Source organism: Flavobacterium gelidilacus DSM 15343 (genome assembly GCF_000422685.1).
In the GTDB taxonomy this organism is placed as follows: domain Bacteria; phylum Bacteroidota; class Bacteroidia; order Flavobacteriales; family Flavobacteriaceae; genus Flavobacterium; species Flavobacterium gelidilacus.
This window is the reverse complement of sequence record NZ_KE383904.1, coordinates 302,024-327,319: the sequence shown is the minus strand read 5'-3', so window position 1 is coordinate 327,319 and position 25,296 is coordinate 302,024. Positions and strand designations below refer to the sequence as shown.

General features: G+C 30.5%; 23 protein-coding genes and 1 tRNA gene. 17 read left to right on the top strand and 7 right to left on the bottom strand.

Translation table 11 applies throughout. From position 1 onward, the window contains the following. The first annotated feature begins 11 nt into the window (after positions 1-11). On the top strand, positions 12-656 hold the full coding sequence (locus G507_RS0114105) for a YceI family protein (protein ID WP_026718095.1): 645 nt from the start codon (positions 12-14) through the stop codon (positions 654-656). A gap of 35 nt (positions 657-691) precedes the next feature. Here the strand turns inward: G507_RS0114105 and G507_RS0114100 are convergent, their stop codons facing one another. Both G507_RS0114100 and G507_RS0114095 read right to left on the bottom strand, forming a co-directional pair. Beyond that, positions 692-1,615, bottom strand: coding sequence for a TIGR01777 family oxidoreductase (locus G507_RS0114100; RefSeq protein ID WP_035666300.1), 924 nt, complete (start codon positions 1,613-1,615; stop codon positions 692-694). Positions 1,616-1,789: 174 nt separating this feature from the next. Beyond that, complete coding sequence (locus G507_RS0114095) at positions 1,790-2,248, bottom strand: DUF4442 domain-containing protein (protein ID WP_026718093.1); 459 nt, start codon at positions 2,246-2,248, stop codon at positions 1,790-1,792. Positions 2,249-2,553: 305 nt separating this feature from the next. On the opposite strand from G507_RS0114095, the gene G507_RS0114090 reads away from it, so the two are divergent. The 4 genes from G507_RS0114090 (at position 2,554) to G507_RS0114075 (ending at position 6,309) form a co-directional block, all read left to right on the top strand. Then, positions 2,554-2,877 (top strand): PadR family transcriptional regulator, encoded by a 324-nt coding sequence (locus tag G507_RS0114090; RefSeq protein ID WP_026718092.1) that lies wholly within the window; start codon positions 2,554-2,556, stop codon positions 2,875-2,877. A gap of 10 nt (positions 2,878-2,887) precedes the next feature. Continuing rightward, on the top strand, positions 2,888-4,612 hold the full coding sequence (locus tag G507_RS0114085) for a PspC domain-containing protein (protein WP_026718091.1): 1,725 nt from the start codon (positions 2,888-2,890) through the stop codon (positions 4,610-4,612). A gap of 38 nt (positions 4,613-4,650) precedes the next feature. Further along, on the top strand, positions 4,651-5,391 hold the full coding sequence (locus G507_RS0114080; RefSeq protein WP_026718090.1) for a head GIN domain-containing protein: 741 nt from the start codon (positions 4,651-4,653) through the stop codon (positions 5,389-5,391). Positions 5,392-5,472: 81 nt separating this feature from the next. Then, positions 5,473-6,309, top strand: coding sequence for a GIN domain-containing protein (locus G507_RS0114075; RefSeq protein ID WP_026718089.1), 837 nt, complete (start codon positions 5,473-5,475; stop codon positions 6,307-6,309). A gap of 241 nt (positions 6,310-6,550) precedes the next feature. On the opposite strand, the gene trxB is transcribed toward G507_RS0114075, so the two are convergent. After that, on the bottom strand, positions 6,551-7,498 hold the full coding sequence (gene trxB, locus G507_RS0114070; protein ID WP_026718088.1) for a thioredoxin-disulfide reductase: 948 nt from the start codon (positions 7,496-7,498) through the stop codon (positions 6,551-6,553). Positions 7,499-7,645: 147 nt separating this feature from the next. Continuing rightward, positions 7,646-7,720: transfer RNA gene (locus G507_RS0114065), tRNA-Pro, on the bottom strand. 132 nt (positions 7,721-7,852) lie between these two features. On the opposite strand from G507_RS0114065, the gene udk reads away from it, so the two are divergent. Genes udk through G507_RS0114040 form a run of 5 tightly spaced genes read left to right on the top strand, consistent with a single transcriptional unit; the run spans position 7,853 to position 12,760 of the window. Then, the gene (gene udk / locus G507_RS0114060; RefSeq protein ID WP_026718087.1) at positions 7,853-8,464 is read left to right on the top strand and encodes a uridine kinase; all 612 of its coding nucleotides are present in this window, start codon (positions 7,853-7,855) and stop codon (positions 8,462-8,464) included. Continuing rightward, positions 8,465-8,818, top strand: a complete 354-nt coding sequence (locus G507_RS0114055) for an FtsB family cell division protein (protein WP_051191715.1) — start codon at positions 8,465-8,467, stop codon at positions 8,816-8,818. 49 nt (positions 8,819-8,867) lie between these two features. Continuing rightward, a complete protein-coding gene (locus G507_RS0114050; RefSeq protein ID WP_035666352.1) occupies positions 8,868-10,226 on the top strand; it encodes a methylmalonyl-CoA mutase subunit beta in 1,359 nt (452 codons plus the stop codon). A gap of 3 nt (positions 10,227-10,229) precedes the next feature. Continuing rightward, the gene (gene scpA / locus G507_RS0114045) at positions 10,230-12,353 is read left to right on the top strand and encodes a methylmalonyl-CoA mutase (protein WP_026718084.1); all 2,124 of its coding nucleotides are present in this window, start codon (positions 10,230-10,232) and stop codon (positions 12,351-12,353) included. Between the two features lie 23 nt (positions 12,354-12,376). Beyond that, on the top strand, positions 12,377-12,760 hold the full coding sequence (locus G507_RS0114040) for a hypothetical protein (protein WP_026718083.1): 384 nt from the start codon (positions 12,377-12,379) through the stop codon (positions 12,758-12,760). Between the two features lie 78 nt (positions 12,761-12,838). Here G507_RS0114040 and G507_RS0114035 read toward each other — a convergent pair whose 3' ends face one another. Continuing rightward, positions 12,839-14,467 (bottom strand): amidohydrolase, encoded by a 1,629-nt coding sequence (locus tag G507_RS0114035; protein WP_026718082.1) that lies wholly within the window; start codon positions 14,465-14,467, stop codon positions 12,839-12,841. 92 nt (positions 14,468-14,559) lie between these two features. Then, positions 14,560-15,114 (bottom strand): hypothetical protein, encoded by a 555-nt coding sequence (locus G507_RS0114030; RefSeq protein ID WP_245575625.1) that lies wholly within the window; start codon positions 15,112-15,114, stop codon positions 14,560-14,562. 300 nt (positions 15,115-15,414) lie between these two features. On the opposite strand from G507_RS0114030, the gene G507_RS0114025 reads away from it, so the two are divergent. Beyond that, a complete protein-coding gene (locus G507_RS0114025) occupies positions 15,415-18,513 on the top strand; it encodes a T9SS type B sorting domain-containing protein (protein WP_026718080.1) in 3,099 nt (1,032 codons plus the stop codon). A 230-nt stretch (positions 18,514-18,743) separates the two neighbouring features. Here G507_RS0114025 and G507_RS17020 read toward each other — a convergent pair whose 3' ends face one another. Beyond that, positions 18,744-19,655 carry a glycerophosphodiester phosphodiesterase family protein gene (locus G507_RS17020; protein WP_084518991.1) on the bottom strand — a complete coding sequence of 304 codons (912 nt, stop codon included), beginning with the start codon at positions 19,653-19,655 and terminating at the stop codon, positions 18,744-18,746. A gap of 207 nt (positions 19,656-19,862) precedes the next feature. Here G507_RS17020 and G507_RS0114010 point away from each other — a divergent pair, with 207 nt between their 5' ends. The 6 genes from G507_RS0114010 to G507_RS0113985 all read left to right on the top strand — a co-directional run bounded on the left by G507_RS0114010 (position 19,863) and on the right by G507_RS0113985 (position 25,295). Then, positions 19,863-20,630 (top strand): ParA family protein, encoded by a 768-nt coding sequence (locus tag G507_RS0114010; RefSeq protein ID WP_026718079.1) that lies wholly within the window; start codon positions 19,863-19,865, stop codon positions 20,628-20,630. A 3-nt stretch (positions 20,631-20,633) separates the two neighbouring features. Beyond that, a complete protein-coding gene (locus G507_RS0114005) occupies positions 20,634-21,530 on the top strand; it encodes a ParB/RepB/Spo0J family partition protein (protein ID WP_026718078.1) in 897 nt (298 codons plus the stop codon). 116 nt (positions 21,531-21,646) lie between these two features. Then, the gene (locus G507_RS0114000; protein WP_415776910.1) at positions 21,647-22,090 is read left to right on the top strand and encodes a DUF5683 domain-containing protein; all 444 of its coding nucleotides are present in this window, start codon (positions 21,647-21,649) and stop codon (positions 22,088-22,090) included. A 54-nt stretch (positions 22,091-22,144) separates the two neighbouring features. Then, entirely contained in the window at positions 22,145-22,843 is a 699-nt protein-coding gene (dapB, locus tag G507_RS0113995; protein ID WP_026718076.1) for a 4-hydroxy-tetrahydrodipicolinate reductase, read from the top strand. A gap of 63 nt (positions 22,844-22,906) precedes the next feature. Next, positions 22,907-24,670 (top strand): signal peptidase I, encoded by a 1,764-nt coding sequence (lepB, locus tag G507_RS0113990; RefSeq protein WP_026718075.1) that lies wholly within the window; start codon positions 22,907-22,909, stop codon positions 24,668-24,670. 13 nt (positions 24,671-24,683) lie between these two features. After that, positions 24,684-25,295 (top strand): WbqC family protein, encoded by a 612-nt coding sequence (locus tag G507_RS0113985; protein ID WP_026718074.1) that lies wholly within the window; start codon positions 24,684-24,686, stop codon positions 25,293-25,295. Position 25,296: the final 1 nt, after the last annotated feature.

The window sequence follows — 25,296 nt, the reverse complement described above, 5'->3', positions numbered from 1 at the left end:
AAATTATAAATATGAAAAAAATAGCATTATTAGGATTAGGTCTTTTATTTTTTGTTAGCTGTAAAAAAGAAGCTGAAGCTGAAACAACTGAACCATCAATTGTAGAAAACGGAATAAACGGTACTTTTGAAATTGATTCTACTTCAACAATTGCTTGGATTGGGTCAAAACCAACTGGTAAACACAATGGAATAATCACAGTTAAAAACGGTGAATTTAAAGTTGAAAGCGGTAAAGTTAAAGAAGGTAAATTCACAATAGACATGACTTCAATAGTAGTTGAAGACTTAGATGGTGAAGACAAAGAAAGTTTAGAAGCACATTTAAAAGGTACAAATAAGCCAGAAGCGGTTGATCATTTCTTTAATATTGCAAAATATCCTGAAGCTTCATTTACTATTACTAGTTTTATGAATGAAGGTGGTTCTGATATGGTTGAAGGAGATTTAACTATTAAAGACAAAACAAATAAAGTAAAATTCCCTGTTTCAATAACAGAAGTTGATGGCGTTGTAACAATGACTTCTCCTGAATTTAAAATTAACAGAACACTTTGGGGTGTAAATTATGGTTCAAAATCTATTTTTGATGATTTAGGAGATAAATTTATTGATGATGAAATTTCACTTCAAATTAATTTAAAAGCAAAAAAATAAGGAATTTAGGTTATTTATTCAAACTAAAAAAGCACTCAAATTGAGTGCTTTTTTAGTTTGAATAAATCAGCCAAAGCTTTTTCTATTGTTGCATATTTAAATTGATATCCTTGATTTAATATTTTTAAAGCACTCACGCTTTGACTTGAAAAAACCAAAATATACATTTCTCCTAATATCATTTTCATAACAAATTTTGGAATATTAGGCAACCATAAAGGTCTTTTTAAAACATTTGCAATTTCTTTAGTCATGGCTGAATTTGTAACAGGATGTGGTGCAACAGCATTGTAAATTCCATCTAATTCACTAACTTGAGAATAATAAAAAATATTCACCAAATCTTCTACATGAATCCAAGATTGATATTGTTTACCCGAACCAAAAGCTGCTCCAACTCCATATTTAATTGGAGTAACCATTTGCGGTAAAGCTCCTCCTTTATTAGAAAGTACAATTCCAATTCTAATTTTAGTTACTAATATATTTAGCTTTTTAAAAGCATCAACTTCATTTTCCCATTTTTGAACCACTTCTCCTAAAAATGAATTATCAACTCCTGTATTCTCTTCATTATAAATAGCTCCTAGACTATTTGGATAGATTCCGATGGCTGATGCAGAAATAATTTGAGTAACTTTATTTGGATTCTTTTCTAAAGTCGAAAATAGCAACCTTGTGGGAATCGTTCTACTATCAAGAATTTCTTTTTTATAAGAAGATGTCCATCTTTTGGCAACCGTAGCACCAGCTAAATGATAAATAACGGAAACACCATCAAAAGCATTAATGTCAATTTCATTTGTACTTGGATTCCAATAAAAACCTTTATAATTCTCTTTTGAAACTAATTTATCTTTTGAAGTAGAGAGGTAATTTACTTTAACATTGTTTTCGTGCAAAACTTTCACCAATTCTTGCCCTATCATTCCGGTTGCACCTGTTATTAATACTTTCATCTTTTTCTTTTTATTCAAAGTTACGGAAGAAATAATCAAATCAATAGGTATTTAACTACTCTTAACAGATGTTTTTGATAGGCTTCAGATTTTCAGATATCGTATATCAGAAAAAAATATAAATAACCATTGGCTAAAGCCGAACCGCAATTGAAAATCCTATTTGGAATTTAACTATTGTGATTTAATCTTTACACTCCATTCAAATTGCATTTCTGATACTTGATCTCCTTTTTCGTCAGTTCCTATTGAAGTCAACCAAATAGTTTGTCCTTCTTTTGTTTCTATGGCTTTTTGAATTATATCTTTAATTAAAGTACCTTGATTGCACTCAAATGTAATTCTTCCTTTTGCTTTTTTGGTAAAAGTAGCCTTGTTATTTGCAACCAACATCGAAATTTTTTTTCCACTTTTTTCAATTTGGTACATCACTAAAACTCCTGTTGTGAATTCTGCTGCCATTGCTTGAACAGCAAAATACATCGAATTAAAAGGGTTTTGATTAAACCATCTGTGTTTAACAGTTGATTGACAAACTTCAGCTGAAATTGATTTTGCTCTAACGCCACACCAAAAAGCTGATGGCAATTTATAAAACATATATAAGTTCAATTTGAATGGAGAAATACTCATAAATTGTATATTTTTCGCTAATGTACAAAAAAATACAATGCACGCATACTAATTGTTAAATGTTAAATAAATGTTAATTATTAGTACTATGTGTAACATAATACCATCTAATAGACATATATTTGTATAAGAAAATAATAGGTTAAGGAATTTATTAGTTTCAATCATCAATAATATTGGACTCAAAATCAATCAGAGGGTTCTGAAATACTGAAATATATCAGTTAAAAAATTTAACAGATTCTGAAACGAGTTCAGAATAAATCAAAAAATGAGTAGTAACTTAAAAAAAACAAAAGTGAATTATGAACATTGAAAACACAAAAGCTCAAATGAGAAAAGGTGTTTTAGAATTTTGCATTCTTTCTGTATTAAAAGTAAAGGATGCATATACTTCTGAAATCTTAGAAACATTAAAAGAAGCCAAGCTATTAGTCGTTGAGGGAACAGTTTATCCTTTATTAACAAGACTAAAAAACGATGGATTATTGCTTTATCGTTGGGAAGAATCAACATCTGGACCACCAAGAAAATATTATGGGTTAACAGATGAAGGAAAAGAATTTTTAAACGAATTAGGCAGCACTTGGAAAGAATTATCCGATGCTGTGAACACCATAACAAACTAAAATTAAGATCATGAACAAGACAATAAGTATAAATTTAGGAGGGTTCTTTTTCCACATAGACGAAGATGCTTACAGCAAGCTAACCCGCTATTTAGATGCCGTGAAACGTTCACTTTCTCCAGAAGGTAGAGATGAAATTATTAAAGACATCGAAAGTAGAATTGCTGAACTTTTTCAAGAAAAAATTAAAAATGAAAAACAAGTAATTAGCGCTAAAGAAGTTGATGACATGATTGATATTATGGGGCAGCCGGAAGATTATAAAATTGACGACGAACCAATAAACAACTCATATAATAGTTCTACTTATAATTATACCAATAACGGTGGTACAAAAAAACTATATAGAGACAAAGACAACTCAATTATTGGTGGAGTTTTATCTGGAATAAGCCAATATATAGGTGTAGATCCAATTTGGTTAAGAATTGTTATGGCAATTTTATTAGTATTCTTTGGAACAGGCTTTTTTATCTATATAATTTTATGGATAATTATTCCAGAGGCTAGAACAACAACCCAAAAACTAGAAATGCGTGGAATGCCTATTAATATTACTAATATCGAGAAAAAAGTAAAGGAAGGCATTGACGATATTACTTCAAAAATAAGCGACATTGATACTGAAAAAATGATGCATAATGCAAGGAATGGTTCTCAAAAAGTAGGTTCTACTATAGAAGATATTTTTAAAACTATTTTTAAAATTATTGGTAAATTGTTGGGAGGTTTTATCGTCTTAGTAACTTCAATTTCTTTAATTGGATTACTTATCGGAACCATTTTTATGTTTTTCTCAACTACTCTTGACCATGTTAGTATGCCTTGGAATGAATATTTAAGAGCAAGTAATTATACTGATTTTCCAATGTGGATATTATATATATTTTCTTTTTTTGCTGCTGCTATTCCAACCTTTTTCTTCTTTATTTTAGGAATGAAATTATTGGTAACCAATGTAAAATCAATTGGAAATTATGCTAAATATAGTTTACTAGGAATTTGGATACTATCAATAGTGTTTTTAGTTTATTTTGGATTAAGTCAAGCTTCACAAATTGGCCATGAAGGTAAAGTTGTTGAAAAAAGAGAGTTAATTATTTCTCCAAATGACACCCTTAAAATCAATATGAAATACAATAGTTTTTATTCAAAAAGTGTTTTTAATAGAACTGATTTTAGATTTACAGCAGATGAAAGTAATAAAGAAGTTATCTATTCTAACAATGTAAAAATACATTTAATGAAAACAGACGAAAGCAAACCTTTTATTCAAATTGAAAAAACTGCTAATGGTCGTTCTTATAATGATGCGAAAAACAGAGCTCAAAAAATAATCTATAATTTTGAAATTCAGGGAAATATCATTAATTTAGACAATTATTTACTTACCGACAGAAGTAATAAATTTAGAGACCAAGAAGTTCATATTTATTTATACATACCAAAAGGGACTATTATTTACCCAAATGAATCTATATCAGATTATTTAACCAATCGATCTTCTGACATTGATATGTATTATGGAGAAGAAAACCACCATTACAAACTAATTAACGGTGAATTTGAATGTCTAGATTGTCCAAATGATGAGGATGAATGGAATTCTGAAGATAAAGACAGTAAAGTAGAATTAAAAATAAATGGTAAAGATATTATTACTTCTGAATCAGAAATAAGCACAATTAATATTGATGAAAATGGTATAAAAATCCAAACAAAAAATAAAAAATAAAACTCTAACTCTTCTTCTGAAGAACTAAAAAACTAATCATGGTAAAATTTATTTTTCAACTTACAAAAATCATTATTGCAGTTGTAATGTTACTGTTATCAGTATCATGTGGAAATAATATCAATTTCATGAATGATGGCCTTACCGGAAACGGAAATGTAACATCATCAAAACGAACTACAGAAAATTTTGATGCCATAGAAGCTAAAACAGGTATTAAAGTAATAATTGAACAATCTGACAACTATGCTATTGAAGTTAAAACAAATGAAAACTTACAAGAACATTTAAAAACAGAAGTTTCAAACGGAGTTTTAGCCATCTATTTTGATGAAAACATAAATACAGCCGATGAAAGAACTGTTTATGTTAAAGTTCCTAGCCTTAGAAAGATTTCATCGTCAAGCGGATCTTCTGTAGAAAGTGTAAGTACTATTAAATCAGAAAATTTAGATTTAAAATCAAGTAGTGGTAGCGAAATGAAATTACGTGTTAACGCTAAAAATCTAACTTGTGATAGTAGCAGTGGTAGCCAAATTGTAGCAAATGGTAAATCAGAAAATTTAAGAACAGAATCTTCGAGTGGAAGTTCTATTATTTTAAATGACTTAGAAGTAGCCAATGCTGTTTGCAAATCTTCTAGCGGAAGTTCTACAAAAGTAAATCCAACTGTGTCACTAGATGCAGATGCTTCAAGCGGAAGTAGTATAAAGTATTATACCACTCCAAAACAAATAAAAGTTGACGAAAGTTCGGGTGCAAGTGTTTCAAAAAAATAAAAAAAAATAACATCAGCCAAAAACTGGTGTTTTTTTTGATCTATAAAAAAACATACATTTGTATCAAATTAAATTAATACTATGAAATTTAAAATATCTTATATCATTGTTGTTTTATTTATAACAACTTTTTCTCATGCACAAAAGAAAGAAAAAATTAAAGGATCTAAAATCATAACAGTTACAGTCAAAGAAATTGATACTTTTGATGCTGTTGATATTGCAGATAACTTAGAAGTTTTCTTGGTTAAATCTGATAAAAATTCAGTTGAAATTGAAGCTGATGATAATTTGCATGATGCTGTTATCTTTGAAATTATTGGATCAACTTTAAAACTTTATTCAACCAAAGATGTTATAAGAGCTAAAAAATTTAGCATTAGAATTAATTATACCAATGATTTAAAAATGGTAGTCGTTAAAAATGAAGCTACTCTAAATGCTTTAGCCGATTTGAGCTTAGACAACATAACCATCAAAAATTTTGACAGTTCAAAATCATTTTTAAATGTAAAATCTACCGATTTCACACTTATACTCAATGATAAATCAGAAGCCGAATTAAATATAAAAGCGGAGAAAACAACATTAGAATTAAGTGCAGATAGCGAATTAAAAGCATTGATTGCTACTGCGAATTTAAAATTAGATATGTATCAAAAATCTAAAGCTGCAATTGAAGGTGAAGCCAAAATGGCTAACATAAGATTAGATAACGATGCCAAATTAGAAGCAAAAAAACTAGCTGTTAATGAAATGAGTTTATCCACAGAAATGTATAGCTATTGCGAAATAAATGTAAAAGATAAAGTAACCATTTCTGCCACAGGAAAATCTGAAATTGAACTTCTTGGAGATGCAAAAGTAGAATTACCTGTTTTTAGAAATAATGCAACACTTCAAAAAATTGAAAAATAGATTCTTTAGAAACAGTAGGTCAGTGCCTTATTTAGTTATGTAATTCCTGCTGTCCATTCTATTTTTTTACAGTTTTTCAAACTATAAAAAAGATGCCATTCCCATCAGGGTTAGATAGAAAACTGTATGGATTATTTATAAACTTTATTTAAAATAAAAACCTAACAAATTTAAAAATCTGTTAGGTTTATTAATTTATAAATAGACTTAATTTTTCTAAATATCTAAATAGAATAAAAAATTATTCTTTAGCAGCCAAATATCTTTCAGCATCTAACGCAGCCATACAACCTGTTCCAGCAGCAGTTATAGCTTGTCTATAGACATGATCCGCAGCATCACCACCAACAAACACTCCAGGAACATTTGTCTTAGCTGTACCAGGAATATTCTTAATATATCCTGTTTCATCTAAATCTAGATAATCTTTAAAAATATCAGTATTTGGTTTGTGACCAATAGCTACAAAAAATCCAGTTGCTGGAATTTCTGTTAAAACGCCTGTTACATTGTTTTTTACTCTAACACCTGTTACAACTTGACCATCTCCTAAAACCTCATCAGTTTCTGTATTGTATAAAATTGAAATGTTTTCAGTTTTACGTACACGTTCAGCCATAATTTTAGATGCTCTAAATTCGTCTTTTCTAACAATCATGGTAACTTTTGTACATAATTTAGACAAATAATGAGCTTCTTCACAAGCACTATCTCCTGCTCCAACAATCACAACCTCCTGATTTCTATAAAAGAAACCATCACAAACGGCACAAGCTGAAACTCCACCACCTAAATTTAAATATTTTTGTTCAGAAGGCAAGCCTAAATATTTAGCAGTAGCACCAGTTGAAATAATAATAGTTTCAGCGTGTATTTCTTTATCATCTTGAATCCAAGCTTTATGAACATCACCAGAAAAATCCACCTTAGTTACCCAACCATCACGAACATCTGCTCCAAAACGTTGTGCTTGAGCTTGTAAACCAACCATCATTTCTGGTCCGGTGATTCCCTCAGGATTTCCAGGCCAATTCTCTACTTCATTTGTTGTTGTTAACTGACCACCTGGCTGCGTTCCTTGATATAAAACCGGAAACATATTAGCTCTTGATGCATAAATTGCAGCTGTATATCCTGCAGGTCCAGAACCAATTATTAAACATTTTACTTTTTCTATAGTATCTGACATAATTATAATTTTAAAGTCCCAAAAGTAATAATTTTGAATGAATTGAAATGTATTATAGCTTACAAAAAATCTATTTTAGTATAATTATAAGTTATTGAAGTTTTTATAAAGTAAAAAAGCCTCCTTGAATTTACAAGAAGGCTTTTGTCGGGGTGGCAGGATTCGAACCTGCGACCTCCTGCTCCCAAAGCAGGCGCGATGACCGGGCTACGCTACACCCCGAAAAGTGAGGTGCAAATATAAAGCTTAAATTTACAACTACAAGCCTTTTTTATAATTATTTTTTTAAGTTTAAATTAAACATAAAAATTAAATTCAAATACTTAAATTTGTCGAATAATAAAGATACATTTTATGCTTATAATTGGAATTGCAGGTGGTACAGGAAGTGGAAAAACTACAGTTGTACATCAAATAATGAACGAGTTACCTCAAACGGAAGTTGGAATCATCTCACAGGACTCCTATTATCGTGAAACATCTAATTTGGCTTATGATGAAAGAACTAAAATTAATTTTGACCACCCAAGAGCCATAGATTTCGAACTTTTAGTAGAACATTTAAAACAATTAAAAGAAGAAAAAACAATTGAACAACCCGTTTATTCATTTGTTACTCACAATAGAACTGATGATGTTATTATAACTCATCCAAGAAAAGTAATGATTGTAGAAGGAATTCTTATCTTAGCCAATCCAGAACTTAGAGAATTATTTGATATTAAAATATTCGTACACGCTGATTCTGATGAAAGACTAATAAGACGTTTAAAAAGAGATATTGCCGAACGTGGAAGAGACATGAATGAAGTGTTAAATCGTTATCAAAACACGCTTAAACCAATGCATCAGCAGTTTATTGAACCAACAAAAGCTTATGCCGACATAATTATTCCAAATGATAAGTACAATACAGTAGCAATTGATGTAGTAAGAGCCGTAATCAATCAACGAATAGAAAAATAAATGTTCAAAAAAATTCAACAATTACGCATAAAATACCCTTTTCTAAAAATTATTTGGAACAGGTATTTTTTAGTAGTGTTGTTTTTTATAATTTGGATGTTGTTTTTAGACAATTATTCGTATCTTGATCATAGACTTTTAAATAAAGAAATAAATGAATTAGAAGCTAATCAAAAATACTATAAAGAGGAGATAACTTCTGATAGCATTAAAATAAAAAAGCTTCAAAACCCAGATATGATTGAAAAATATGCTCGCGAAAAATATTTTATGAAAAAGGATAGCGAAGATATTTACATCATAGAGTTTGAAGATGATTTACAAAATGAAGAGTCAAAAAAAGATTTTAAATAGAATTCCAAATAAGTGTAAAATTTTGGAATAAATAAATTCAACAATCGTGATAAAAGAAGATAATTTATTTAATGGATTTGAAAAAGTTACTTCCAAACAATGGAAACAACAAATTCAATTTGAATTAAAAGGAGCTGACTATAATGAAAAGTTAGTTTGGGAAAGTTCAGAGGGCATCAAAGTGAAACCTTTTTATCATAACGATGAAGATAATTTAACCAATAATGTTCAAACAAGGGTTTCTGAATTTAAAATTCTACAAAACAATTACGTTCATGATGTAGAAAAATCTAATTCAAAAACAATTGATTCTCTAAAAAGAGGAGCAGAAAGTATAAGGTTTACAATTGAAAATGAAACTATTTCTTTAGAAAGCTTACTAAAAAATCTTCCTTTTGAAAATGTTTCTTATTATTTCAATTTGAAATTTATATCAATCGATTTCGTTAACAAACTAACAAAATTTGCATCAAAAAACAAAGCCACTTTCTTAATACAAATCGATCCAATCGGACAATTAGTAAAAGACGGAAACTGGTATAAAAATTTAGAAACTGATTTTAAATTCTTAAATCAAGTTAGTTCTAGAATTCCATTTTTAACCATTCAATCTGGCATTTATCAAAATGCTGGTGCAAATATGGTACAACAATTAGCTTATACTCTAGCACATATAAACGAATATTTTAATAGAGTTGAAAACTTAAACCAACCTATCACTATTGAAGTTGCAGTTGGGACTAATTACTTTTTTGAAATTGCCAAATTAAGAGCTTTAAGAATGTTATTCAATACTTTAGCCAAAGAATACAATCATTCACATGAATGTAACATCATAGCAACACCTTCAAAACGAAATAAAACATTATATGATTATAATGTAAATATGCTTCGCACAACAACTGAATGCATGTCAGCTATTCTAGGTGGAGCGAATGAAGTAGCTAATTTGCCTTATGATGCATTATATCATAAAGACAATGAATTTGGAGATAGAATAGCCAGAAACCAATTACTTGTTCTTAAAACAGAAAGTTATTTTGATAAAGTAAATAATCCGGCTGACGGTGCTTATTACATTGAATCGTTAACAGAACAATTAGCAGACAAAGCTTTAGAATTATTTAAAGATATTGAAGCAAATGGTGGTTTTATTACACAATTAATTGAAGGAACAATTCAAAGGAAAATTAACGAATCAGATCAAAAAGAACAAGAATTATTCGATAACGGAAAAGAAATTTTGTTAGGAACTAATAAATATCCCAACAAAAACGACAAAATGAAACACGATTTAGAGTTATATCCTTTTGTGAAAAACAATCCAAGAAAAACGTTAATCACACCTATAATCGAAAAACGTTTAGCAGAAAAAATGGAACAAGAACGATTAAATGCTGAAGAATAAGTCATGAGAAAAAACATCAAACATTTAAAGTTAGAAGTCAGAAGTCAGAAATCAGAAGTATCAAACAATGAAAACTTTCTTACTGCAGAAAATATAGAAGTAAAATCAACGTATTCGAAAGAAGATATTGAAAAACTTGAACACATTGGTTTTGCAGCAGGTTTTGCACCAAATCTTCGTGGTCCTTATGCAACAATGTATGTACAAAGACCTTGGACGGTTCGTCAATATGCTGGATTTTCTACAGCAGAAGAAAGTAATGCTTTTTACAGAAGAAATTTAGCGGCAGGACAAAAAGGTTTGTCAGTTGCCTTCGATTTAGCCACGCATAGAGGTTACGATTCAGATCATGAAAGAGTTTTTGGAGATGTAGGAAAAGCAGGAGTTGCCATCGATTCTGTAGAAGACATGAAAGTGCTTTTTGACCAAATTCCTTTAGATGAAATGTCAGTTTCCATGACTATGAATGGTGCAGTTTTACCAATTATGGCGTTTTATATTGTAGCTGCTATGGAACAAGGTGTTGATATTAAGGACTTATCTGGAACTATACAAAATGATATTTTAAAGGAATTTATGGTTAGAAATACATACATCTATCCACCTACTCCATCTATGAAAATTATTGCTGATATTTTTGAATATTCTAGTAAAAATATGCCCAAATTTAACTCGATTTCTATTTCGGGTTATCACATGCAAGAAGCTGGAGCAACGGCTGATATTGAATTAGCTTACACTTTAGCTGACGGTTTAGATTATATTAGAACTGGAATTGCAGCTGGAATGGACATTGATACTTTCGCACCAAGATTGTCGTTCTTTTGGGCAATCGGAATGAACCATTTTATGGAAATTGCTAAAATGCGTGCTGGAAGAATGTTGTGGGCAAAACTTGTAAAACAATTCAATCCCAAAAGTGATAAATCCTTATCTTTAAGAACACATTGTCAAACTAGTGGTTGGAGTTTAACAGAACAAGATCCTTTTAACAACGTAGCAAGAACAACTATTGAAGCTGCCGCTGCTGCTTTTGGAGGGACACAATCTTTACACACCAATGCATTAGATGAAGCCATTGCATTACCAACTGACTTTTCTGCTAGAATTGCTCGTAACACACAAATTTTCTTACAAGAAGAGACCAAAATCACCAAAACTGTTGATCCTTGGGCAGGAAGTTACTATGTAGAAAGTTTAACTGCTGAAATTGCTGATAAAGCTTGGGCTTTAATTGAAGAGGTAGAATCCCTTGGTGGAATGACAAAAGCTATCGAAGAAGGAATTCCGAAATTGCGTATTGAAGAAGCAGCTGCTCGTAAACAAGCTCGTATTGATAGCGGACAAGATATTATTGTAGGTGTAAACAAATACCGTTTAGAAAAAGAAGATCCATTACATATTTTGGATGTCGACAATGATATGGTTCGCAAACAACAAATTGAACGATTAGAACAAATAAAAGCTTCACGAGACAATGTTAAAGTAAAAGAATGTTTAGCTAAATTAACCGATTGTGCTAAAAATGCAAACGGAAATTTATTATCTTTAGCAGTAGAAGCAGCAAAAGAAAGAGCAACATTAGGTGAAATTAGTGATGCTTTAGAAGAAATTTATGGAAGATATAAAGCACAAATTAGAAGTTTTAGTGGAGTGTATAGTAAAGAAATAAAAAATGATGAAAGCTTTGAAAAGGCTAAACAATTAGCTGATGCTTTTGCTATGAAAGAAGGTCGTCGTCCAAGAATTATGATTGCCAAAATGGGACAAGACGGTCACGATAGAGGCGCAAAAGTAGTAGCCACTGGTTATGCAGATGTTGGCTTTGACGTTGATATTGGCCCATTATTCCAAACCCCTAAAGAAGCAGCCAAACAAGCCGTTGAAAATGACGTGCATATTTTAGGAGTTTCTTCTTTAGCAGCTGGACACAAAACTCTAGTTCCACAAGTAATTGAAGAACTAAAAAAATACGGCAGAGAGGACATTATGGTTGTTGTAGGTGGAGTAATTCCAGCTCAGGATTATCAATTCTTATTTGATGCTGGTGCAGTAGCCGTTTTTGGTCCAGGAACAAAAATTAGTGATGCAGCCATAACAATTTTAGAAGTTTTGTTGGAAGATTAATCTTATATTAAAAAACATTTTACGTGAAAAATAATTTAATCTTATTTCTTATTTTTATTAGCTCCGTTAGTTTACATGCTCAAACTGATAATACCGAAATTACAGTTGAAACTGTTTCGAGGAAATGGGAATTTTTTGATTTGATTAACCCTAAATTTTCAAAAGAAGAATATGAGGAAACTAAAGAAATGCTTGAATTGACAACAATTGAGTTTAAAGAAGATATGACTTTTAAATTTAGTTTTATGGTCGACCTTGAAGGCACATGGACGCTAAATAAGAATGTAATTACTACAACCGACAGACGTGGAAAAACTACATGGACCATTTACAAAATAAGTCCAAAAGAAATCACAATGTCTAGAAATGATGCGGAACAAAAAATTGTTTTTAAGGTTGCTAAATAGATAGATTTGAATATCTTAATATTATAAAAAAAACACCAACAATATTGTTGGTGTTTTTTTTATAATAAATCCTAAACACTATTTTACTTTCTTCCCTTTTATAAAAACATGATTTGGCAACACATAAGGTACTTTTTCAATTGGCATTGTCATAATATCGTCTGAAAAAATAGTAAAATCTGCCCATTTGCCTACTTCTAAACTTCCCTTTTCTTCTTCTTCAAAATTAGAATAAGCTGCCCAAATTGTCATCCCTTTTAAGGTCTCTTTCCTTGTTAAGGCATTTTGGATTTGGAATCCATCCTTTGGATAATTTTTTAAATCTTTTCGGGCTACAGCCGAATGAAATGTAAGCATTGGATTCACCTCTTCTATAGGGAAATCTGTTCCCAAAGCAATTACACCTGCTTTATCCAATATTTTCTTATAGGCATATGAATTTTTAATTCTATCTTTTCCAACCCTATCTTCTGCCCAATACATATCAGAAGTAGCATGTGTTGGTTGAACCGAAGGAATAATTCCAAGACTAAAATAATCAAAGTCTTTTTCTAGCATAATTTGAGCGTGTTCAATCCTCCATCTTCTATTAGGTTTGCCGTTTAGAACATCTTTGTAAATTTCTAACATAACCGAATTTGTAGAATCACCAATAGCATGTGTATTCATTTGATAATCTGAATTAGCAATTTGTCTAGCAACCTTTTTTATATCATTAATTGGTGACAATAAAGCTCCAAATTGTTTTGGTTTATCTGAATAAGGCAAGTGTAAACAAGCTCCTCTTGAACCCAAAGCACCATCACCCATAAATTTAAAGGAACGCACATTTAATTTATCTGTTTTATAAATTCCTTTTTTTGTATAATAATCAAGGTTTTCTTTTGAAGCACGCACCATGGCATAAATATTCAAATCAAGTTCATTTGCCTTTTGTAAACTATCTATTAACTCAATAATATTTCGTTCTAAACCTGCTTCATTTATAGTAGTAATTCCATAATCAAAAACTATTTTTTGAGCATCTTTTAAAGCTTGAATATTAGTTTTTAAATCTGGCTCTGGAATAATTTTATTTATTAAGGCCATAGCGTTATCCACTAAAATTCCAGTTGTTTTGCCATTAACAACTTCAACTTGACCTCCTTCAATTTTAGTTGCAGCAGTAATACCTGCTAATTCTAAAGCTTTACCATTTACAAGCATTGCATGAGCGTCTATTCTCGTTAAAACTACTGGTGTATCAGGAAATAATTCATCTAACTTTTCTCTCGATGGAAATTCTTTATTTTCCCAATCATTTTGATCCCAACCGCGTCCTTCAATAAAGTTTACATTATTATTTTTCTGATAATCTATTACTCTAGAAATAATTTCATCAAAACTCTTTGTATCTCTTAAGTTTACAATTTGCATAGTGATACCCAAACGATATAAGTGAGCGTGAGCATCATAAAAACCCGGATACACAAATTGGTTTTTGCCATCAATAATTTCTGTAGCCTCAAAAGTTTCATTTATTTCTTTAGAGGAACCAGTGGCAATAATTTTACCATCTCGAATCGCAATAGCTTCAACAATTTCAAAAGCATTGTTTACAGTATAAATTTTCGCATTTGTAATAACCAAATCTGCTTGTTGTTTGTTTGTCCCACAAGAGATAAAGATAAATAATACTAAAAAAAAGAGTGTTTTTAATAATTTCATATTATATTGTTTATAAAACAAATTTAAAAAATAAGTTCATGATTAATATTATTTCTAGTTATTTTATTAGAAATACAATTTGATAAAAACAATTAAATTTGTTCTAAAGCCAAAACTCCATCCATAAAATCAATTGCTTTTACATGTTCAAAAAAGTCAATTTCTGTTTCATGAGGCAAAAAATCAGAAATGATTCGAACAATAAAGTCTTGAGGTTTCTTTAAATACATAAAGGTATAATCTTCCATATTTATGACAGTTCCTTCATCTAAATCTGTCGTTCTAACAAATTTATCAGAGGTTAATGAAGACAAACAAGGCAACTTCAATTTAGGATCTGAATGAATAGGTTTTCCATTTTCAAATAAACCTCCTTCATAACCAAACAAAGAAGAAGTCCTAATTTCAATAGGCTTACCCATACCTAAATATGCAGGTAAATGAACTTCTTTACCGACAACAGCTGCAAAACCCATTAACACACAAATATCGTTTGTTGGCAAATTCAATAAAGCTTTGGCTGTACTTTCTCTACCAATACCAGAAACTTTTACTTCATAAGTATGTTTTAAAGTAGTTATTCTAGACAAAGCATTAAGCACTTTCTTCTGCTCAATCTCCATAGGAGTTAGAATGATTATTTTCAAGTTTTTTTTGTAAAGATAAAGTTTGTGATGAAAAGAACAATAGTTCATGAATACATTAAAAATATTATTCGCATTTATTTAAAAAACCAATTACGTAAATGTTTTATTGACCTTTACATCACCTATACAAAATAATAAATAAAGTATATTGATTTCAATTATGCAGCATATAACTAATAATTATAGCTTTTTACTATTGTTTTATGTGTATAGTTTTTATGAAACCAATTTATCGAAATGTTTAAATATTTGGTATTATATTTATAAAAATGTTTTTTTACCCAATAAATTTTAGCAATAATGAACAAGAACTACATTTTATTAGTCCTTTTATTTAACTATACAATAGCCTTTAGCCAATTAGGTTTCTGCAATGGAAGTAGTGGTGCTCCCATATTTTTTGAAAACTTTGGAAGTGATACAACTTACGGACCAGCTTTGCCTGCAGGTGTAACTAACTACACTTACGTAAACAGTGGCTTTCCAAATGATGGACAATATACTTTGTTCTATAGAACAGATCTTATTGGAAACAATTGGCTCTATTCATTAGATCATACTCCAGATAATCAGCCTGATGGCATAAATGGTAAAAGTTTAATAGTTAATGCCAGTAATACACCCGGTCAGTTTTACAAAAGAACTGTAACCGGTTTGTGTAGTAATACTACTTTTGAATTTTCGGCTTGGGTAATTAATATTATAAATTCAGCCTCAGGAGGTTGTCCTGGAACTGGAATTCCTGTAAATGTGACATTTGAAATTTGGGACATTACAGACACCATTTTATTACAATCAGGTAACACAGGTAACATTAACGGAACTCCAAATCCTATATGGAATCAATTTGGTTTAGTCTTTACTATGGGTGCAGGTCAAACTTCGGTAATTCTAAAAATGAGAAACAACGGTATTGGTGGCTGTGGTAATGACTTGGCAATAGACGACATCATGTTTCGTGCTTGTGGTGAATACAGTAATATTACAAATAGCGGAAATCCATCTAATACAATTTCTATTTGCGAAAACGAAACTATTACCAACAATCAATTACAAGTCACCACAACTGGAACCGCTTCAAATGTTTACCAATGGCAACAAAGTAGCGATAACATTAATTATGTAGATATAACAGGAGAAAATTCTTCTATTTACATCATTCCAACCATTACAACTACTACTTATTACAGAGTGAAAGTCGCAAATGATATATCTAATTTAAGCAATCCTTTTTGCTCGACTTTATCTGATATTTTTACTGTAGTTATTAATGCATTACCAAATTCACCGATATCAAATGGTAATCAATCACTTTGTAATAATCAAAACACTACACTTAATGTAACTGTGAATGCTAATGAAAGTGTCAATTGGTATGATGCACCAACCAACGGGAATTTACTGCAATCAAATTCAGCAAACTATACTCCAACTGTTATAGGAACTTTTTATGCTGAAGCCTATAACCTAACTACTGGTTGTATAAGCAATATAAGAACAGCCGTTACACTTTTACCAATGACAACGGCTTCTTATTCTGGAACAACAACAATTTGTTCAACTGAAGCAACAGCCATTACATTAACGGCTTCAGATACAAGTGCTACTTTTAATTGGACAGCCAATTCATCAAATACAACCGGGTTTTCTAACGGAACTGGAAATACAATTACACAAACTTTAGTTTACTCCGGAAGTACAACTGGAACTGTCACTTACAATGTTACTCCAATGGTTAATGGTTGTGAAGGAATGGTTGAAACAATAACCATAACTGTAAATCCACAGACGAACATTACCCCAACTTTTGCTGCTATTCCAACTACTTATTGTTTGAATGCAACTGCTCCAACACTACCATCACTATCATTAAATACAACGCCAATTAATGGGACTTGGAATCCAGCAGCCATTAATACATCAACTATTGGAACTACAACTTATACATTTATTCCACAATCAAATCCTTGTATAAATTACACCACTTATTCTTTAAACATTACAGTTGCAACTAATATTACACCTAATTTCAATGCTACCATATCATTGTGTTCTGGCACAAATGCACCAGTTTTAAATACAACCTCTCCTAATGGAATTGTTGGTATATGGAATCCTTCAGTTATTAATAATACAACTTCAGGAAGTTACACATTTACACCTAATGCTAATCAATGTGCCGTGTCGCAGACCATAAATGTAACCATTTTTCCAACGAATACGACGCTTTCCTATACAGGTTCAAATACAATTTGCTCTAATGAAACAACTGCTATTTCTTTAGTAGCTTCAAATACGAGTGCAACTTTTAATTGGACTGCTACTTCATCAAACGTTACAGGCTTTTCAAACGGAACTGGTAATACAATTGCACAAACATTATCTTATTCAGGTAGCACTTCAGGAACTGTTACTTATATAGTTACTCCAATACTTAATGGTTGTGAAGGAATAAGCGAAACTATAACTGTAACTGTAAATCCTCAAATAAACATCACACTAGTTTTTCCAGTGATACCAACTACTTATTGTTTGAATGCAACAGCTCCAATTTTGCCAACTACATCATCAAATACAACTCCAATTAATGGAACTTGGAATCCAACTGCAATTAACACTTCAAATACTGGGACAACCACATATACATTTACACCACAAACAACTGGATGTCAAAATATTCAACCTTATCAAATATCAATTACCGTATCTAGTGGCATATTACCCGATTTTGACGATGTCCTAACATTTTGTAAAGGTACAAATGCACCAACTTTAAGCACTACTTCTCCTAATGGAATAAACGGTTCGTGGAATCCTTCCACAATTAACAATTTAGTTTCAGGAAGTTACACATTTACTCCAAACCCAAATCAGTGTGCTGTTCCACAAACTATAAGTGTAACTATTTTAGAGCCAACTTTAACTAGTGTTGAGTATACTACAAGTGGAGCCTTTTCAGAAAATCAAATTATAACTGTTTTAGCTTTTAATAGTGGAGATTATTTATACCAATTAGACAATGGAAACTTTCAAAACAGCAACATCTTTAGCAATGTTTCTGCTGGTAGTCACACCGTTACTGTCACAGATAAAAATGAATGTTCTCCACCCTTGTCAAAAGATATTCTTATAATAAATTACCCTCGCTTTTTTACACCAAATGGTGATGGAATAAATGACTTTTGGACAATCACAGGTTTAAGTAATCTAAACAAAGTAGAAGTATTTATTTATGATAGGTATGGGAAACTCATTAAACAAATATCAACCAACAGTCCAGGTTGGGACGGAACTTTTAATGGATACTCCTTACCCGCAAGTGATTATTGGTTCACAGTTAATTTTGAAGAAAACAATATTTCTAGAACTTTTAGAGCTCATTTTAGCCTATCACGATAAGCAAAAAAGTTTTAGTTTTGTATTTAATGAAATTTAATTTATTATCTTTACTTAAAACTTTATATTATGGCAAAGAGTCAAGACGCTAAAAAAACAGAGAAGAAAGAACCGCTTAAAACTGCTAAAGAAAAAAAAGCAGAAAAACGAGACAAGAAAAATAGTCCAAAAAGAGACTAAATAATAAAACACGACTTAATCATCGTGTTTTTCTTTTTTATAAACTCTTTGTATTACTTTATTGATTTACTTTTTAACTTGTGTTCTTCAATATATAATTGCATTTGTTGAGCTACTTCCTTTGGCCTATCTGAAGAAATAATCATTACACCCGCGTTTATTATATCTAAATATATAGAGTCATTTTTAGCTTCAGCACTTTTATCTATATTTCCCATTGTACCAGAAATACAAGTAATTCCTTTTAACTTCATGTATGTCATAACTTCTGGTTTTGGAAAAGTTACACCAACAAAAGCAACCATATTTTCAACTTTCACTCCTAAGCTTTCCATACGCTCTATGTCTTCTTTACCTCTGGCAGATACTGATAGCAATAAATTAGGAGCTATAGCTGCAACTTCAGCAGCTTGATTTGCATTATAAGTAATTATAATAGAATAATTCTCGGCATTGTTTCTTTTCACAACATCTACAACCTTTTTAAAAGGCACACCTCTTTTTACATCTAAAGTATAAACTACCTTGTTCTTTCCCCAATTTAAAATTTCATCTAAAGTTTCTATTTTATAAGTTGTGACATTTCCTTCATTATCTTTTAGAAAAAATTGTTGCAATTCTTCGTAGGTATAATTGAAAATATTCCCCGTACCTGTTGTCGTTCTATCTAATGTATTATCATGCATCATAACTAAAACCGAATCTTTGGTCATGGCAATATCTGTCTCAATAATCGCGGGATTATATTGAATTGTATTTTGAAAAGTGGCTGTACAGTTTTCGGGAAAATTAACAGTTGGACCACCTCTATGCGCACTGACAATTGGGTAGAAATTACTTGATGAACGAAAGAAGGATTTGAATGCCTTTTCAGAATTAAATGAAATTGTGTGACTCTTTTCTTGACCTAAAATTGTTGAAAAACAAAACACGAACACCAAAAACGATAATATTATTTTTTTCAAAACAGCTGATTTTTATCTTACAAAAGTAATTAATACTTTACTATTTAGTTGCTAAAAGACGCTATAAAATTGTTAATTAGAGAAGCTAAAGCTTAAAAAGCTACCACTATATAACCTTACTAATAACTTTAATCTATTGTTAACAAATTAGACTTGAAAAAACCATAATTAATTGTATTTTTACAGTTCCTAATTTTAATATATCAAATGGGTAAAATCATTGCAATTGCAAATCAAAAAGGTGGTGTAGGTAAAACAACAACGTCAATAAATTTAGCGGCTTCATTAGGAGCTTTGGAAAAAAAAGTGCTTTTAATTGATGCAGATCCACAGGCAAATGCCAGTAGTGGATTAGGCATCGACGTGGAATCTGTTGAAATTGGTTCTTACCAAATTTTAGAACATAGCAACACTCCAGATGAAGCTATAATAACTAGTTCTGCACCCAATGTATGGGTTATTCCAGCTCATATCGATCTAGTAGCTATTGAAATAGAATTAGTGGATAAAGAAAATCGCGAGTACATGCTTAAACAAGCATTAGAAAGCGTTAAAGATAAATATGACTACATCTTAATAGATTGTGCTCCTTCTCTAGGTTTACTAACATTAAATGCCTTAACAGCTGCCGATAGCGTAATAATCCCTATTCAATGTGAGTATTTTGCCTTAGAAGGATTAGGTAAACTGTTAACAACCATTAAGAGTGTTCAAAAAATACATAATCCTGATTTAGATATTGAAGGCTTACTATTGACTATGTTTGATAGCCGCTTACGTTTATCAAATCAAGTGGTTGAAGAAGTACAAAAACACTTCTCCGATATGGTTTTCAATACAATCATTCAAAGAAATATTAAATTGAGTGAAGCACCAAGTTTTGGTGAAAGTATAATTAATTATGACGCTACCAGTAAAGGTGCTTCTAATTATTTACAATTGGCTGAAGAAATTATTAGAAAAAATAAAGCATAAAGGATGACAAAAGCTGTAAAAAAGCAAGCATTAGGAAGAGGACTATCAGCTCTTTTAAAAGATCCTGCCAATGATATAAAATCGGTAGAAGATAAAAATGCAGATAAAGTAGTAGGAAATATTGTTGAATTAGATATTAATTCAATCGAGATAAATCCGTTTCAACCTAGAACAAATTTTAATAAAGATACGCTTAACGAATTAGCAACCTCAATTAAAGAACTAGGTGTAATACAACCGATTACAGTTCGTAAACTTGACTTTAACAAATACCAATTAATTTCTGGAGAAAGACGTTTAAGAGCTTCAAAAATAATTGGTCTTGAAACTGTTCCTGCATATATTCGCATAGCAAATGATCAAGAATCTCTTGAAATGGCTTTGGTTGAAAATATCCAACGTCATGACTTAGATCCTATTGAAATTGCTTTGTCATACCAACGTTTAATTGACGAAATCAATCTTACACAAGAACAAATGAGTGATCGTGTTGGTAAAAAACGTTCAACCATTGCCAATTATCTTCGTTTATTAAAATTAGATCCAATTATCCAAACCGGAATTCGTGATGGCTTTATTTCTATGGGTCACGGAAGAGCATTAATAAATATAGAAGATAATGATGTTCAAGGAGATATTTATCATAAAATCGTTACGGAAAATTTATCTGTTAGAGATACTGAAGCTTTAGTAAAAAAATACCAAGAAAGTCTTTTACCAAAAGCTAAGAAACCTAAGGCTGATTCTTTTCAAATAGATGAAGAACAAAAGAAAACTTTTGCACATTATTTTGGAGCAAAAGTAGATATTAAATCAGCTGGAAATGGAAAAGGGAAAATTACTATTCCATTTCACTCTGAAGAAGATTTTGAACGTATTTTGAAACTTATTAAAGAATAGTGAAGCAAACAGTTTTCATATATTTACTTATTTTGTTTTTTTGTAGCACTACTCTTTTTGCACAAAAACCCGAAATTATTAAGGTAAAAGATACTGTTGTTACAACAATAGATCCTTTGAAACCATCAAAAGCTGCTTTTTATTCCGCAATTTTACCTGGTCTTGGACAAGCATATAATAAAAAATATTGGAAAATTCCTATTGTTTATGCTGGTTTGGGGATTTCAATATATTCTTATACTTTCAACCAAAGAGAATATAATAAATTTAGGGATGAGTATAAAAGAAGACTTGATGGAACCTCAGATCCAAATCATCCTATTTATGGAAATCTAGATGATGCTCGTTTAATTAGTGCTCAAAAATTTCACCAAAGAAACAGAGATTTATCTATGCTACTTACTGTTGGAATTTACATTCTAAATATAGTAGATGCTAATGTCGACGCACATCTAATTCAGTTTAACGTGAATGACAACCTATCTGTAAAACCAGATTTATATCAAAATCAGTTGAACAATAGGCAAAATGTAGGATTGTCTTTTAATTACAATTTTTAACTATAATTAACGCTTCAAACTGTAACAAACATTAATTTCTTTACACTAATCTACATGAAAATTGCACTTTTAGGCTACGGAAAAATGGGAAAAGTTATTGAAAAAATAGCTTTAGAGAGAGGACATTCTATAGTGTTAAAAAAATCAAGTACTGATTCTTTTGAAGGATTGAAAAATGCTGATGTTGCAATTGATTTTAGTGTTCCCGATTCTGCCGTAACTCATATCTCTGAATGTTTAAACAACAACATTCCTGTTATTTCAGGAACAACAGGTTGGCTAGATAATTATGAAAAAATGGCTGAATTGTGTGAAATTAATAAGGGAAGTTTCATTTACAGCTCAAATTTTAGTTTAGGTGTAAATGTTTTTTTTGAACTAAATGATTATTTAGCAAAAATGATGCATAACTTGAAACAATATAACGTTTCAATGGAAGAAATACATCACACACAAAAACTTGACGCACCAAGTGGAACAGCTATTTCATTAGCAAAAGGTGTTATCGATAATTCAGATTACACGAATTGGACTTTAGAAAATCCAAAAAATAACGAAATTCATATTGAAGCCAAAAGAATTGAAAACGTACCAGGTACACATAGCGTTTTTTACGATTCTGAAGTAGATCAAATAGAAATAAAACATACAGCACACAATAGAGAAGGATTTGCACTGGGTTCTGTAATTGCCGCTGAATGGTTAATAGAACAGAAAGGAGTCTTTACAATGAAAGACGTTTTAGGAATATAAAATATATCTTGTCTCCGGGTTTCTTTTAAGCTCGCGAACTTTTAAACTTTTAAAAAATAAAAAATGACAGCATTACAATGGTTATTCTTCATATTGATAGTTCAACTAATCCATGGATTAGGAACTTGGAAATTATATGTAAAAGCAGGTAGACAAGCTTGGGAAGCTTTTATTCCTGTTTACAATGCAATAGTTTTAATGCAAATTATCAACAGACCTAAATGGTATACTTTTTTATTATTCATTCCTATTATCAACCTAATAATGATTCCTGTTGTTTGGGTAGAAACGATTAGAAGTTTTGGATATAACTCCACAAAAGATACAGCTTTAGTCATTCTGACTTTAGGTTTTTATATTTATTATATAAATTACACACAAAACCCAACATATATTACTGATAGAAGTTTAGTACCAAAAAACAAAACAGCAGACACTGTTAGCTCATTATTATTTGCGATCGTCGTTGCTACTTTTGTACATACTTATTTTATTCAGCCTTTTACGATTCCGACATCTTCATTAGAAAAATCGTTATTGGTTGGTGATTTCTTATTTGTAAGTAAATATAATTATGGCGCAAGAACTCCAATGACAACAGTTGCTGCTCCAATGGTTCATGATACAATACCTTTCATAAAAACTAAATCATATACTATTTGGCCACAATTACCTTATTTTAGATTACCTGGTTATGAAAAAATAAAGAATAATGACATCGTTGTTTTTAATTGGCCAATTGATACTGTTTACCAATTTAGAGATCCTTTACATAGATATGCTTGGAAACCAATCGACAAAAGATCAAATTACGTAAAAAGATGTGTCGGAATTCCTGGTGATAAAATTGAAGTTAAAAATTCTGAATTATATGTAAACGATAAGGTTTTAGTTTTATCAGAAAGAGCAAAACCACAGTTTTCATATTCAGCAAAAGTAGAACCTGTTGATAATATTGACTACAATACTTTATTTAGTGATTTAAACACTCACGATAGATATGGATTTCTTGCAGAGCAAAAAACTGCTTATTTTCCGGCTTTAACTTCAGAAAATGTGGAGAAATTAAAGAAAATTCCAGGTGTTTCAAATCTCGAAAAGATGATTGACACAACAAATACCATTTTCTCGTATGAATTTAAAATTGATCCAAAAATTAAAGACATTGAATTACAAAACATCATAACTAGAATAAAAGAATCAAATAAATTTGTCGTATTTGAAGACAAAAACAAAAACTTATTATGTATCAACAGACTTCCTCTAGAGTTTGTTAATTTGATTAAAAGTCAAAAATCGGTAATAAGTACTAAAGAAATGCATGATATTTTTCCTCATGGACCTAATCAAAAGAACTGGACAAAAGACAATTTAGGACCAATTTACATTCCTCAAGCTGGAAAAACAGTGGAATTAAATATAGAAACACTTCCTTATTATAAAAGAATAATTACAGAATACGAAGGAAACACTTTACAACAAACTGGAAATGAAATTAGAATTAACGGTCAAATTGCCACATCATATACTTTTAAACAAGATTATTATTGGATGATGGGAGACAATCGTCATAATTCTGAAGATTCACGTTATTGGGGTTATGTTCCTGCTGATCATATTGTTGGAAAACCAATCTTTATTTGGATGAGTTGGGATTCAAATGCACAAGGAATAATGAACAAAATTCGTTGGGATAGAATGTTTACTACAGTAAGTGGTGAAGGTCAACCACAATCATATTTTAAATATTTCTTGTTCTTATTGGCTGGTTATTTTGCGTTTGACTACTTTAGAAGTAAAAAGAAAAACAAAGAAGAAAATCAGTAGTCTTTTAAAAACAATGAAAACATTACTTCATCCAACCTATTTCCCTTCTGTCAGTCATTATATAGCAATGATTCAAGCAGATAAATTAGTATTTGAAGTAGATGATAATTTTCAAAAGCAAACCAATAGAAATCGAATGTACATTTACAGTGCAAACGGCATTCAATTACTTAATATTTCGGTTAAACATTCTACAGAAAAAAAGCAGAAATATAAACATGTACTTCTTGATGAAACTGCAGATTGGCAAAAAAATCATTTAAAATCACTTGAAGCAGCTTATAAAAATTCTCCTTTTTTTGAGTACTTTATAGATGATATTTTGCCTATTTATCAGAAAAAATATAAATTCTTAATGGATTTAAATTTCGAAACATTTGAAATCGTAAATTCATGTTTAGGAATTGATTTACCTTTTTTAAAAACGACAGAATATTTTCATACTATTGAAAACGAAAATGATTTACGCTATTTAGTCGATGGAAAAAAAGATACTACTCAATTAGAATCTTATACCCAAGTTTTTGACGACAAACATGGCTTTATTAATAATCTCAGTATTCTAGATTTATTATTTAATGAAGGACGATATGCTGTTGATTATTTAAAAAAGCAAACTTTATAAA